The sequence below is a fragment of the Nitratidesulfovibrio sp. HK-II genome (assembly GCF_003402415.2).
GTDB lineage: Bacteria > Desulfobacterota > Desulfovibrionia > Desulfovibrionales > Desulfovibrionaceae > Cupidesulfovibrio.
The window spans coordinates 3,707,721-3,720,805 of sequence record NZ_AP036014.1 but is presented as its reverse complement, the minus strand read 5'-3'; the positions used below and the strand labels follow the sequence as shown (position 1 = coordinate 3,720,805).

Sequence of the window (13,085 nt, the reverse complement as noted above, 5' to 3'; positions counted from 1 at the left end):
CAAAACGTTCTCTCCCCCCTTCCCGCAAAGGAGGCGGACCGGGCACCCGGTCCGCCTCCGCCGTTTTCGGGGCGCGCAACGCCCTGCCGCCGCGCGCGGGGCAGGCGGGCCGCCTTCTCCTATGGGGTCACCAGCCCGCGTGCCCGCAAGTCGCGGTCCATGTATTCCACTATCTTGCGGCGCGCCATGCCGCGCAAAAAGGGCCACGCGGCGGCCATGAACAGCCGCGCGGGCCAGCAGGTCTTGCGGCCCAGGCGGGCCACCATGGTGTTCAGGCGCGGCTGCATGGCCCTGCCGATGGCGGCAAGCTCGTCGGCGGGCAGCCTGGGCCAGGCGGGCAGGGGAATCTCGGCGCTCACGGAGGGCATCAGCGGGATGATGGGCACATGGTCCCTGGCCCCGCCGGTGGTCCGGGCCACCAGGTGGCCGCCCAGCGCGCCCTTGGCCGCATAGAGCGACCGGCTGGGCTCGAACCGGCTGTTGGCGAGGGGCAGGGTGAAGTGCATGCGCAGGAACTGCTGTGCGTTGCGTCGGCCAAGCTGGTAGTCGTGCTCGCGAAAGGCCAGCGACAGGAAACCGGCGAAGGCCCCCAGCCCCGCCCCGGCAAGGGCGTCGTCGCCGTAGACGGTTCCGCGCGCGTTGCTGCCGGTTGGGGCCACGAGATACCGGGAATAGATGGCCGAGTCGGCGGCAAGGGCCAGTTCCTCGGGCTTGAAGCGGCATTGCTGCTTCATGGCGGACAGCAGGGGGGCCACCACCTCCGTCACGTCGGGGCGCAGCTGGCACTGCCGTTGATAGACCTGCGCATCGAAGGGCGAGGGAAAGGGATCCACCAGCACCACGGCGGAATGGGCCGCTTCGCCCGTGCGCGGCAGGCGCGTGCAGATGTCGTCCGCCAGTGCGCGCCGGGCCAGCTCGAAGGGTTCGTTGTTGGCCATGCCCCCGTCCACCGCCGGAAAGCGCAGCGTGTCGCCGGTGGGCAGCTGGGTGGGGGCGCGCACCGGCGTACAGCGTCCGTCCTGGTCGAGGCCGGGCCACATGCGCGCTTCGTAGACCTCGCGCGAGGTGTACAGGAAGCGCGGCGCAAGCCCCACGGGAAAGGCGGAACTGGCCAGCGCCCACGTGACCAGGGTGTTCCACCCGGTGGGGCCGTGCGGGTCCACGTGGGTAACGCCCGGCTTGTCCGGTGGGGCAAGCGAGAACTGGAACGTGCCGTGGTCGCCATGCTGGAACATGTCGTGCCCGGATTCCGGGCCGGACCCCTGCATGGCGATGCGGTAGGGCACGCCGGGCAGGTTGGTGACGCACAGGATGACGCGCAGCGTCTCGGACAGCCATGGGGGCGGCGAGAAGCGCGGGTCCCACGGGGAGCCGAAGGCCTCGTCCGCGATGGCGTCCAGCCGGTGGGAATTGAGCAGCGAGGGAATGGCGTCGCCGGGGTCCTGCATGTCCGACAGGCCCAGGAAACCGCGCGAGGTGCCGTCGTCGTGCCGCAGGTCCAGGCTGTCCACCCACACCTGTCGCAGCAGGGACGGGGTGTGCCCGCCCGCGGTGCGCCTGCCCCGGATCACCGCCGCCGGAAACAGCCCGGCGGCCACGGCCCCGGCCGAGGTGCCGGACACGGCGTCGATGCGCACGTCGTGGTCGGGCACGGGGTCGCCGCGCGCCTTGGCCGCGTACCAGGCGTCCAGCGCCTCGATGATGAAGTCGATGACCCCGGCGGAATAGGGGCCGCCGGATACGGCCCCGGCCGACGTGAGCGCGATGTGGAACGGCTCTGCCATGGGTGCCCCCGGTGGATCGGAGGTTGCGGACGGCCGGTTGACCGCCCCGATGCGGTGCGGCGGGCATGGCCCGTCACCTGCTGCGAACGGCGACGGAGGGAGATGGCGTGGCGGAAGGTGGCGGCGCGGCGGGGGGGGGGAGAGGGCGGTGGCGGCGCGGAGGGGGTGTGGAAGGAGATGCAGGGATGTTCGCACATGCCGCCCCCCGTGGGAAGGAAATTGTGCGCGGCGCGGCATGGTCGCAAAGGGAAACTAGCCCGGTTGCCGCACGCGCCGGAAAGGTGCTATGTTGTCGTATGGTTCCGGGCCTCGTCCGGGATTGCCCCTTTGGCCGTGCCACCCCGTTTCGCGACACCACCAGGAGGTTTCCATGCCCGCATTGCCCCCGCGTTCCGTCCGTAGCGTGGCCCGGCCCCGCCCGGCGCTGCTGTTGCTGGTTCTGTTGCTTGCGTTGTTGCTGGCGGGGTGCGCGTGCAGGCAGCCCCCCGCGCAGGGGGATGCCAAGGCGGCCGCGCCAGCGGCGGAAAGCGCGCCGCTCCTGCTGGAACACCCCACCACCGGGGGCATGCTCTACGCGCGTGAGCCGGAACTGCTGCGGCGGTACACGAAATTCCAGATGGAGCATGTGGTGCTGCGCGAGGAGCATCCCGAAACCTTCCGGGGCGCGTCCCTGGACGAGAAGGCCAACATGGTCTTCATGACCCGCGACATCTTCGTGGATGGGCTGCGGCGCGGCGGGTGGGAGGTGACCGACCAGCCCGGCCCCGGCGTGGCCCGGCTGCGGCTGATGATCTTCGGCATGCAGCCCACCGAGGTGGCCCCCAGCAACGGGACCTACGACACGCCATTCGGACGCATCGACCTGACCCGGCTGGACGACGCGGGCAAGGCGGCGCTGATGGGCAACATCACCCTGGGCGGCGAACTGACCGATTCCGAGACCGGGTCGCGGCTGCTGAGCTTCGTGGAGCGGTGTTCCGTCACCGGGCTTGATCCCTTGCGGGCCTTTGGCCGGTGGGACGCCGCGCGCAGCGGCGTGGAGGCCAGCGCGGCAACGTTGGTGCGCGGTTGGAACCGCCTGCACGGAAAGTAGCCCCCTTCGATTGCGAGCGGAAACGTCACCAGTCACGCGGCATTGCCTCGTGGCTGGTTCTTTTCGGGGGGGCACTGCGGAGGCGTGGTGGGTCGGCGTGCCAGCCTACCCCTGGCAGGTGGGCGGGGCCGCTTCGGCAGGGGTTTCCGGCAGGGGCAGGCGCAGGGTGACCGTGGTGTCGCCGGGGCGGCTGTCCACGTCGATGAACCCGCCAAGGGCGGTGACAACGCCCACGGCCACGGACAGGCCAAGGCCCATGCCGCGCCCCACCGGCCGGGTGGAGAAGAAGGGCTCGAACACGTGGGGCAGCACCTCTGGGGCGATGCCGTGCCCGGTGTCGTGGAAGGCGATGCACAGTTCGCCGCCGGGAACGGGGGCGGCTGCGTCGCCGGGCGGGGGCAGATCCACCCGCACGGTGACGGCAAGCTCGCGCTGCGTCGCCGGGGGCTGGGCGTATTCCACCGCGTCCAGCGCGTTTTCCGCCACGTGCACGAACACCTGGCGCAGTTCCACGGGCGGGGCCACCAGCAGGGGCAGGTCCGGCGGCGCGTCCAGCCGCACCGTCACGCCAAGGTCGGCGGCCCGGTCGCTCAGCAGGCGCAGGGCCTCGCCCAGCAGATCGGCCGCGCGCACCGGGCCGGGGCGCGGGTCCAACCCCTTGCCGAAGAACAGCAGCTTGCGGGTTATCTCGCGCACGCGGCGGCTCTGGGCCTTGATCCGGATCACCGAGCGGCGCATTTCCGCCGCGTGCGGGCTGGATGCAAGGTCCGGCTCGTCCAGCAGGTCCTCGATCCAGCCCGCAGCGTTGGTCATGATGTTCACGGGGTTGTTGATCTCGTGCGCCACGCCCTCGGCCAGCCGCCCGATGGAGGCCAGCTTGCCCGCCTCGATCATGCGGGCGTTTTCTTCCTGGCGCAGCTTGCGCTCGTGGGCGGCGCGCAGCTCGCGCACCAGATCGTCGATGTCGGCGGGTTTCAGCAGGTAGTTGAAGGCCCCGTGCCGCATGCCCTCGACCGCGCTGCGCACGTCGGACGAGCCGGTGAGCATCAGCGCCTCGACCAGCGGCAGGCGCGCCTTCATGCGGCGCAGAAGGTCGATGCCGCTGGCCCCGGGCAGGCACACGTCCAGCACGGCCACGTCGAACTCCTCGCCCGCGTCCAGAAGCGCGAGCGCGGATTCGGCGTCGTAGGCCGTGCGCACGGCAATGCCCCGCGCGCGCAGCCGTTCGGCCAGCAGCTCGGCGAATGCCGTCTCGTCGTCAACGAGCAGGGCGCGCATCATGCCACCCGCGGGCGGGCAAGCCCGCGCCGCTACTCCTTGTCTTCGTCAAGGATCTTGCGGGCGTTGTCGAAGTCGCCCGCCTGCGCGAAGGTGGCGGCCACCATGGCGTCCTCGACCCTCTCGCGGAAGGCGCGGCGGATGTCGCGCACCAGGATGTCGATGTCCACGGGCTTCTTGTGGTATTCGAAGGCCCCCAGGCGGCGGGCTTCTTCCTCGTCCTTTTCGGTGCCGTGGCCGGTCAGCACGATGACCTGTACCTGCGGGTAGGCCTTCTTGACGCGGCGCAGCACTTCCATGCCGTCGATGCCGGGCATGCGCAGGTCGAGGACCATGACGTCGGGCACTTCGCCGGAGGACACCATCTGCAGGGCTTCTTCACCGTTCAGGGCAACGGTGGCCCCGGCGTCGCGCATGGACATGCGCTCGGCCAGCGTGCGGACGAAATTTTCCTCGTCGTCCACCAGCAATACCTTGATACCCTTCATGACTGCTCTCCTTCGGGTTCGGGTGAAACTCGGTCCGCAAACCCGCGCGGCGGTGGCGAAGCCGCCGCGCGGTGCATCTTAACTGTTCATGCGCTAAATGGGCGCCACGCCGTAGCACACGGCCACGTCGCCAAGGCCCACGTTGTCCAGGAAACTGTTGTGAATGACCCGGCGCGCGGGGCGCGCGCATCCCATCATTTCCAGGGCCGCGTCGTGGCAGTCGGCCTCGGCGAAGGCCACGGCCGCGAAGACATCTTCAAGCCGCCCGGCGCATGCGGGGGTGGCGGTGACGCCCGCCATGCGCATGGCCTCGCCGTGTTCCGCCGCATCGGCGAAGGCCACGGCTGCGAAGCAGCGTTCCAGCGTTTCACGAAGTGTTGCCATACGTTCCTCCGTTGTGCCGTGGCGGCAGGATGTTGCCGCAGCGTGAGACAAATGTTTCAGGAGAGCAGTTGGCTATATCGTAGCTGAAACCGTTGCAACGCGAAAGCGGAAAATATCGTCTGCATCATGCGGTGCAGTTGGGGCAGGGCAGAAAGAAGCGCAGTTGCGCCCCTTCCGTCTGCCGCACATCCGCCCCGCACGCCCGCATGCAACGCGCTATGTCGGCGCTGGACGTGGAAAGCTCCGTCGTTCCGGAGCCGGACAGCGCCCCGGGCGGGGTGAAATCCAGTTCCACGCCCGGCGTGCCGTCACGCATGGCCGTGCGCAGCACCAGCATGCCGCCGGTGGCGGGCCTGCCCTGCGGCGCGGCGCCATCCGCCAGCCCCTCGCCCAGGCAGCAGCGCACGGCCCGCAGCAGTCTGGCGCGCAGGGCAAGGCCGGGTGCGCTCACGCGCACGGCCGGGCCATCCCCTTGCGAAAGTTGCACCCCGCGCATGGCGCAGCCGCGCCGGGCCAGGGCCACGAATTCCTCAAGCACTGTGGAAAGCTCGCGGGCGGATTCGCCGTCCTCTTCCCAGGCGTGGGCCAGCCGGTTCAGGTTCCACGCAAGGTCGCCCCCGCGCGCCACCTGTTCCTGGATCAGCGAAAGCATGGTGCACAGCCGGTCGCGGTGGGGCAGCCCTTCGCCGCACAGGGACACGAGATCCTGCATCAGCCCGGCCGATTCGCGGATCACCGCCAGGGCGTTCTGCAGTTCGTGGGTGGCCGAGGCGGCAAGGCAGCCCACGCATTCGTGGGCCGCGTCGCTTCCGTCCATGTGGGCCGGGGCGTCCATGCGGGGGGTGTCGTCGTGTGCCATGCCGTGTTTCCTGTGCGGTGCGTTGTGCCGGGATGCGCTCGTGCAGGGGCTAACTGTTGCCCTGGGCGGCGTGGGCCAGCCTGCCCGCCTCGTGCAGCTTTTCCAGCAGGTCTTCCAGCCGCAGCGGCTTCATCAGGTAGTCGAACGCGCCCAGCTTCATGCCTTCGATGCCGTCGCGCGCGCTGCCGTGCCCGGTGAGCAGGATGACCTGCACGGTGGGGTGCCCGGCCTTGATGCGGCGCAGGGCCTCGGTGCCCTTGATGCCGGGCATCATCAGGTCCAGCACCACCACGTGGGGCGGGTCCGCCTCCACGGCGCGCAGGGCCTGCTCGCCGTCGGTGGCGATGCGCGTGACCATGCCGCGCAGCGAAAGCCGCTCGGCCAGGGTTGTGACGAACTCTTCCTCGTCGTCCACGAGCAGAACCTTCAGTTCCTGCATGCTAGCTCCCCAGGGTGGCCGTTGGCGCGGCTTTCACGGGCAGGAACACGGTCACGGTGGTGCCCGCGCCCTCCTTGCTCTGCACCGCGATGTCGCCGCCAAGGCGCCTGATGATGCCGTAGGTTATGAACATGCCAAGGCCGGTGCCCGAAGTCTTCTTGGTGGTGAAGAACGGTTCGAAGATGTGGCGAAGCACCTCGTCGGACATGCCCTTGCCGTTGTCCTTGATGGAGACGCCCACCGTGTCCGGGTCGCGCAGCCAGGTGGCCAGCGTCACGGAACCACCGTCCGGCACGGCGGCGAAGGCGTTGTTCAGGATGTTCAGGAATACCTGCTGCAACTGGCCCCGGTCCGAGGCGATGCGCGGCATGGCCTGGTCGAGGCTGGCCGAGGTGGTGATGGACCGGTGCAGGGCCTCCTGTTCCAGGAAGCTCATGGTTTCCTTGAGCACGTCGTTGACGTCCAACTGCTCTATGTTCACGTCCATGCGGCGCGAAAAGCCCAGCAGCCGGTGGGTGATGGAACGGCAGCGCTCCACCGAGCGCAGGATGGCGTCCACCAGAGCGCGGAAGCGGTCGCGCTCCGGAAAGTCCCTGGCCAGTTCCATGAGGTCTGAGGCCAGGCCAGCCTTCTCGTTGATGATGGCCAGCGGGTTGTTGATCTCGTGGGCAACCCCGGCGGCCAGCCGCCCGATGGAGGACAGCTTCTGGGTGTGCTCCATCTGCACGAAGGCCGCGATGCGCCGTTCGTCGCTGGCGCGCATGCGCCGCACCAGGAGGTCGGTGAGGCCGAAGGCCACGGACAGGATCAGCGCCACGCTGGTGACGAAAAGCAGGATCAGGTCGCTGCGCAGCGTGGTCCAGGGCTTGAAAATCTCGGCGCGGGGCTTCACCGCCATCAGCACGAAATCGGCGTGCTGGAAGTAGGTGTAGGTGATGAACACGTCGCGCCCGGCCGGGTCGGTGGTTTCCAGGGTGGCCGTTTCATAGGTCATGGGCGGCATGGGCATGGGCAGTTCGTCCAGCACCTTGCCGTAGAAGCGCGAAGGGGTCTGGAGCACCCCGGCGGTGTTCACGATGAAGGCGTCGCTTTCCGGCTCCAGCCCCATGGAGGCGATGAGCCGGTCGAACTGCCCGGTGTCGATGGTGGCGCGCAGCACCCACGAGTGGCCGTCGTCGGTCATGCGCTGCACGGCGATGACGATGTGCGGAAAGCGCCGGAAGCCCATGAACACGTCGCTGACGTACACGCCCTTGACCCGGGTCTGCTGGTACCAGTCCGCCGTGGAGTAGTCCTTGCCCTTGAGGTTGTACGGGCCCACGTAGCTGGCGTGCACGCCCTTCTCGTCGATGAGGCCAAGATCGATGAAGCCGGGAAATTCGCCCTTCACCGCGCGGAAGATGCGGTTCAGGTTGCGTTCGTCGGAAAGCTCGGCCGGGCTGTACACCTGCGAGATGAGGCTGACCGTGGAGGCGCGCTCCGCCAGGAACAGCTCGAAGGAATGGCGGGTCTTGTTCACCAGCCCGCGCACGGGGGTGACGATTTCGCGTGTCAGGGTGGCGCGGTACTGGTGGTAGTTGATGGCCGACAGGATGACCAGCGGCACCACGGCGGCCGTGGTCAGCAGCAGGGTGATCTTGCGGCGCAGGGCGCGGTAGCGTTCCGGCGCGATTTCTTCCGGCACGTCCAGCATGGTCCGGAACAGGCTGCGGAAGTGCTCGAAGCGGCTCACAGCTCGCTCCTGTGGAACAGGATGTCGCCGGGGCGCAGCACGTCGGCCCGGAACCGGGCGATGGCCTCGTCCGCCGGACCCATGACGTTGTCGATGACCTCGATGCGCTTCCAGCGCAGGTACTGCCAGAATTCGTCGTCGATGCCGTTGCAGATCACCGCGCGTACCTTTTCTTCCAGCGCGATGCGGCACAGCTCTTCGGACGAGGCGTGGGCCAGCAGCACGCTGGAACGGGAAAGCTCCGCGCCGTCGGCGTCCAGGTGCACCAGCAGGGCTTCTCCCGCCAGGTCGAAGCGGGGCGCGATCTCGTCGCGGTACAGGGGTATGAGCAGGGTGGCGGGCATATCAGCACATCCCGTACTGTTTCATCTTGCGCCACAGGGTGGAACGGCCCCAGCCCAGCAGTTCGGCCGCCTCGCCCCGGCGGTTGCCGGTGCGGTGCAGGGCGTCCGCGATAAGGCGGCGCTCCAGGTCGCTGACGCTGGCCCGGGCCAGGGGTTCGGCCGCATCGCCGGGCATGCCCTGCTGCGCGGCGGATTGCTCGTTGTCGGCGAGAGGCGACAGGGGTGACAGGGCGCGCCCGGCCCTGCGCTCGCGCTCGGCGCGGCGGGCCTCTGCCTTGGCCTGGAAGAGATAGGCGGGCAGGTGCGCGGGCATCACCGTTTCACCGTGGCACAGGGTGACGGCGTATTCGGCGATGTTGCGCAACTCGCGCACGTTGCCGGGGAAGGGGTACTCCAGCAGGGTGCGCAGGGCCTTGCCCGAGCAGCCGCGCACGGTCTTTTTCAGCCGCGCGGCGAAGTGGCCCATGAAGTGGTTGAGCAGAAATTCGATGTCCTCGCCCCGCTCGCGCAGGGGGGGCAGGTGCAGGCGCACGGCGGACAGGCGGCGGAAAAGGTCTTCGCGCAGGCGGCCTTCGGCCACCAGTTGTTCCGGGTCGCGGTTGGTGGCCACCACCAGGCGCACGTCGCAGGATGCCGGTTCCGTGGCACCCACGGGGTAGATGACCCCCTCGTCCAGGAAGGCCAGCAGGCGGCCCTGGATGGACAGGGGCAGGTCGCCGATCTCGGTGAGGTACAGCGTGCCGCCCTGGGCCATGCGGAACCGGCCGGGCTTGTTCTCGTCCGCGCCGGGGAAGGCCCCCTTGCGGTGGCCGAACAGTTCCGACTCGGCCAGAAATTCGGGCAGGGACGACAGGCTGGCCTTCACGAACGGTTCGCGGGCGCGCGACGACGCCTTGTGCACGGCCTCGGCCAGGGTGTCCTTGCCGGTGCCCGTCTCGCCGGTGACCAGCAGGGGGGTGTCGTTCTGGGCCACGGCGGGCAGGGCCTGGAACACCCGTTCCATGGCCACGCTGCGTCCCACCAGCGGACCGAAGGCCTCGCCCTTGGCGGTCTTTTCCTCCAGCTCGCGCACCAGGGTCAGGTCTTCCACGGCGTGCAGCCAGCCCACCACGCGGCCGTCGGCGTCGCGCAGGGGGGCCATGCTCATGCGCACCGGGATGCGGCGGCGGTGGCGGTTGAGGATGTCGCCTTCCTGGGCCTGCGGCGTCGGTGACCGTTCGCCGTCGTCGGCCAGGTCGTAGTGCGCGCCGGATGCCGTGGCCACGGTGACCCCGGATGCGGTGGTCAGCGGGCGGCGCAGCGGGCAGCGGTGCAGGCAGATGCTGGCGCGCAGGGCGTGGCGGCAGGGGATGCCGCGCACTTCTGCCGTGGTGAACCCGGTAAGGGTTTCCAGCGCGCGGTTCATCAGGCGGATGGTGCAGTCGGTGTCCAGCAGGGCCACGCCCACGGGCAGGGCGTCCAGCATGGCGGACAGGTCCACCGGCAGGGGGGAAAGCCCCGCCACGTGCGGCAGCGGCGACGCGCCGTGGCGTGCGCCAGCGCCGGTACGGGGCCGGGTGGTGTGCGGGGCTGCTGGGCCTGTCTGCTGTATGGACACGAAATACCTGTTCCGTTGTTGCGCGTTGTGCCGGTTGCCCAAGGGATGCGCCGGGATGCGGAACATCCCGCCGAACCGGCGTTCCGTTTCTCCGGTCCGGGACGCCGCGTCGCGTCCCGGACCGTTGCCCATGGCAGTTCCACGGGCGGCACATTTTTGCAAGCGGATGTGCCGACCGCGTTTCAGATCGGAATGCTAGTGGCCGCCAGCGCCGAAGATGCCCGACGCGGCCACGGTAAGCACGATGACCTCAAGCACCGCGATGGTGGCCATCAGCGGGTCCTTCTTCTTGAGAAAGGCCGGGATCAGCGTGAGGTAGCAGATGATGGTCATGCCCGCGAGCAGCACGATGCCGATGAAGTTCAGGAAGTCGCCCTGGCCGAGCAGCACGGCCCAGCCCCAGCCGGTGGGCACGTTGCCCTGCGAGAGGTATACGCCCACGCGCTGGCCCCACAACTGGGTGATGACGTCCAGAGGGATGTGCGGGGGCAGGATGCCCAGCACGTAGATGAGGTAGGTGACGACCATGATGGCCAGCGAACCCCAGCAGCCGTAGTAGAGCAGGTTGGCGTAGGTCACCTGTTCCGGAGACGCCTTGACGGACTGATTGGACATGTCTGTTTCCTCCTGTGCGCCGGGCTAGATGCCCAGGCCCTTCAGCAGCGCCTTGCCGCCAGAGAACAGCAGCACGCCGATGACCATGTAGCGGATGAACTTGGGCTTGGCCACGGCCAGCAGGCGCACGCCCACGAACGAGCCCAGCATCAGGCCGATGATGGAGGGGATGGCCATCAGCGGGATGACGCAGCCCTGGTTCAGGTACACCCACGCGGCCGAGGTGTCGGTGATGGACAGCAGGAACTTGGAGGTGCCCACGGCCACCTTCAGCGGCACGCCCATGAGCAGGTTGAGCACCGGCACGTTGGCCCACCCGGCGCCAAGGCCGAACATGCCCGCCATGAGGCCGATGACGATGAACAGCAGCAGGCCCGGGAGGGTGCGGTGGGTCTTCCAGTCAATGACTTCGCCGGTGGAGGGTTCGATGAACACGCCGTCCATGCCGAGGGCAACGCTGATGGCGTCCTGCTTCTTCACTTCGGGGCGCACGGTGTTCTTGGACACCAGCAGCAGCACGGCGATGAACAGGATGGTGCCGCCAAGGCAGATCTGCACCACGTTGGTGGGCAGGGCCAGGCCGACCATGGCGCCCACGATGGAGCAGGCCGAGGCGATGAGCGCCACGGGCAGGGCCAGGCGCAGGCTGGCCAGGTTGCGCTTCAGAAGACCAGGGCCGGCCGCCAGCGCGCCCGCCAGGGCCACCAGCAGGCCCGCGCCGCGCACGAAGTCGAGGTGGAACGGAAAGAACCCGCTGACCAGCGGCACGAACAGCACGCCGCCGCCCACGCCCGCGAGCACGGCGATGATGCCGAGAATGAAACAGAAGAACAGCAGCGCGGTGGGCCAGAACCACCACGGGTGGCCGTCTGCGGGCATGGCTGCGGCGGCCGCGGAGGCGGCGTCGCCCCCCGACGCCAGGACGGGAAGGGCCCAGCACAGCACGAGCAGGACCGCGAGGACCGCCGGGCCCCAGAACCTGACTTTGGTAGCGGTGTTCATGTCGGTAATGTCCCCTTTTGAAACATTGAAACATTGATGAAACAAAAACTCGCCATCGCGGCGCGCAATGCAGGGTGGTTTTTGGATTTTCCGCCCCGTAGTGCGATGCGCGTTGCGTCCTGTGCGCCAGCAACCCACCGGAAAGAGAGGTGATGGTCTGGTCGCCTCCGTTATTTGTGATTGCTGTAACAAGTTTCGTGCCACCAGTGAGCGCTTGCCAAACCTTGGGAAATGGCCTAGTCCTCACGCATGGACGGCAGAAAATTTCCGCAGACCGGCAACAAATTGCCGGGAGAGGGCCAGGAAGGTCCTCATTTCGAAACGTTGCAGAACGGAACGGGGTTTCTCCTGTTGTCCGGCGACATGCTGCGCCTGAAACAGTTGGCCGTGCAGGTGGCCTCGTCGGACGCGCCCATTCTGATCCACGGCGAAACGGGCACCGGCAAGGAACTGTTCGCCCGGCTCATCCACGACATGAGCGTGCGGGCGCGCAAGCCCTTCGTTGCCGTGAACTGCGGCGTGCACGAGGGCGAGCTGTTCGCGGACAAGTTCTTCGGACACGAACAGGGGGCCTTCACCGGCGCGCACCGCACCAGCCAGGGGTGTTTCGAACTGGCCGGGGACGGCACGCTGTTCCTGGACGAGGTGGGCGAGATTCCGCCCGCCAACCAGGCGGACTTTCTGCGGGTGCTGGAGGAGCGCAAGTACCGGCGCATCGGTGGGCAGCGGGACATTCCGTTTCAGGCGCGGATCATCGCCGCATCGAACCGCGAACTGCCGGACATGGTTCGCGAGGGGCGCTTTAGGGCGGACCTGTTCTTTCGGCTGAACGTGATCCCCGTTTCGCTGCCGCCGCTGCGGGCGCGGCGCGAGGAGATCGTGCCGCTGGCCCGGCATTTTCTTGCCCATTACGCCGAGAAGTACCATCGGCACGGGATGCGTTTTCGGCCAGAGACCGAGGCGGGCCTGAGCGGCTACCCGTGGCCGGGCAACGTGCGCGAACTGAAGAACCTGGTGGAGCGGCTGGCCCTGCTGGCCCCGGAAGGGGACATCGGACCGGAACATCTGCCGCTGGAGCTGCGGTCGGCCGTGGCGCTGGGGGCGGCGGGCATGGGTGGTGGCGCTGGCGGGTACGCCGGGGGCGCTGGGGGCAACGGTTCAGGCGGCAATGGATTGCCTGGTGGGGCGAACGGCGGCGCGATGGGGAGCGCAACGGGGCAGGGCGACTCACTGGCCATCCACGCCGTGCACCCGGCGGGCATGGGCGAGGACCTCAGTCTGGACGTGGCCCGCCGCGAAGCCGAGGTGCGCGTGATCCTGAAGGCCATGCGCGCCAGCGGCGGCAACAAGGGCGAGGCCGCGCGCCTGCTGGGGGTAAGCCCGCGCACCCTGCGCTACAAGTTCAGCGAGTACGGGTTGCGGTTCTGAGGGAATATGCGACGGCAAAACCGCCAAGGCACCGGGCTTTTC

The 13,085-nt window shown here is 68.6% G+C and carries 13 protein-coding genes; 2 read left to right on the top strand and 11 right to left on the bottom strand.

Translation table 11 applies throughout. The annotated features are described in order from the left end of the window. Window positions 1-119: 119 nt before the first annotated feature. On the bottom strand, window positions 120-1,784 hold the full coding sequence (locus tag RVX_RS15695) for a patatin-like phospholipase family protein (RefSeq protein WP_420192383.1): 1,665 nt from the start codon (window positions 1,782-1,784) through the stop codon (window positions 120-122). Between the two features lie 370 nt (window positions 1,785-2,154). Between RVX_RS15695 and RVX_RS15690 the strand changes: the two genes are divergently transcribed. Next, window positions 2,155-2,877, top strand: a complete 723-nt coding sequence (locus tag RVX_RS15690) for a DUF3313 domain-containing protein (RefSeq protein WP_420192382.1) — start codon at window positions 2,155-2,157, stop codon at window positions 2,875-2,877. Window positions 2,878-2,982: 105 nt separating this feature from the next. On the opposite strand, the gene RVX_RS15685 is transcribed toward RVX_RS15690, so the two are convergent. The 10 genes from RVX_RS15685 to RVX_RS15640 form a co-directional block, all read right to left on the bottom strand. Beyond that, window positions 2,983-4,158: a sensor histidine kinase gene (locus RVX_RS15685; protein WP_420192381.1), complete on the bottom strand. Its 1,176-nt coding sequence runs from the start codon at window positions 4,156-4,158 to the stop codon at window positions 2,983-2,985. A gap of 29 nt (window positions 4,159-4,187) precedes the next feature. Further along, the gene (locus tag RVX_RS15680) at window positions 4,188-4,643 is read right to left on the bottom strand and encodes a response regulator (protein WP_007524674.1); all 456 of its coding nucleotides are present in this window, start codon (window positions 4,641-4,643) and stop codon (window positions 4,188-4,190) included. A 93-nt stretch (window positions 4,644-4,736) separates the two neighbouring features. Then, window positions 4,737-5,027 (bottom strand): hypothetical protein, encoded by a 291-nt coding sequence (locus RVX_RS15675; protein ID WP_420192380.1) that lies wholly within the window; start codon window positions 5,025-5,027, stop codon window positions 4,737-4,739. 124 nt (window positions 5,028-5,151) lie between these two features. Then, window positions 5,152-5,886 (bottom strand): sensor histidine kinase, encoded by a 735-nt coding sequence (locus RVX_RS15670; protein ID WP_420192379.1) that lies wholly within the window; start codon window positions 5,884-5,886, stop codon window positions 5,152-5,154. A gap of 49 nt (window positions 5,887-5,935) precedes the next feature. After that, complete coding sequence (locus RVX_RS15665; RefSeq protein WP_420192378.1) at window positions 5,936-6,325, bottom strand: response regulator; 390 nt, start codon at window positions 6,323-6,325, stop codon at window positions 5,936-5,938. 1 nt (window position 6,326) lies between these two features. Beyond that, window positions 6,327-8,057 (bottom strand): sensor histidine kinase, encoded by a 1,731-nt coding sequence (locus RVX_RS15660; RefSeq protein WP_420192377.1) that lies wholly within the window; start codon window positions 8,055-8,057, stop codon window positions 6,327-6,329. Then, the gene (locus RVX_RS15655; RefSeq protein WP_420192376.1) at window positions 8,054-8,401 is read right to left on the bottom strand and encodes a NifB/NifX family molybdenum-iron cluster-binding protein; all 348 of its coding nucleotides are present in this window, start codon (window positions 8,399-8,401) and stop codon (window positions 8,054-8,056) included. Before RVX_RS15655 ends, RVX_RS15660 begins: the two co-directional genes overlap by 4 nt. A 1-nt stretch (window position 8,402) precedes the next feature. Then, window positions 8,403-9,998: a sigma-54 interaction domain-containing protein gene (locus RVX_RS15650; RefSeq protein ID WP_420192375.1), complete on the bottom strand. Its 1,596-nt coding sequence runs from the start codon at window positions 9,996-9,998 to the stop codon at window positions 8,403-8,405. Between the two features lie 195 nt (window positions 9,999-10,193). After that, a complete protein-coding gene (locus tag RVX_RS15645) occupies window positions 10,194-10,613 on the bottom strand; it encodes a DUF1634 domain-containing protein (protein ID WP_420192374.1) in 420 nt (139 codons plus the stop codon). Between the two features lie 24 nt (window positions 10,614-10,637). Continuing rightward, on the bottom strand, window positions 10,638-11,615 hold the full coding sequence (locus RVX_RS15640) for a sulfite exporter TauE/SafE family protein (protein WP_043609059.1): 978 nt from the start codon (window positions 11,613-11,615) through the stop codon (window positions 10,638-10,640). Between the two features lie 249 nt (window positions 11,616-11,864). Here RVX_RS15640 and RVX_RS15635 point away from each other — a divergent pair, with 249 nt between their 5' ends. Next, complete coding sequence (locus tag RVX_RS15635; RefSeq protein WP_420192373.1) at window positions 11,865-13,043, top strand: sigma-54 interaction domain-containing protein; 1,179 nt, start codon at window positions 11,865-11,867, stop codon at window positions 13,041-13,043. The last annotated feature ends 42 nt before the right edge of the window (window positions 13,044-13,085 follow it).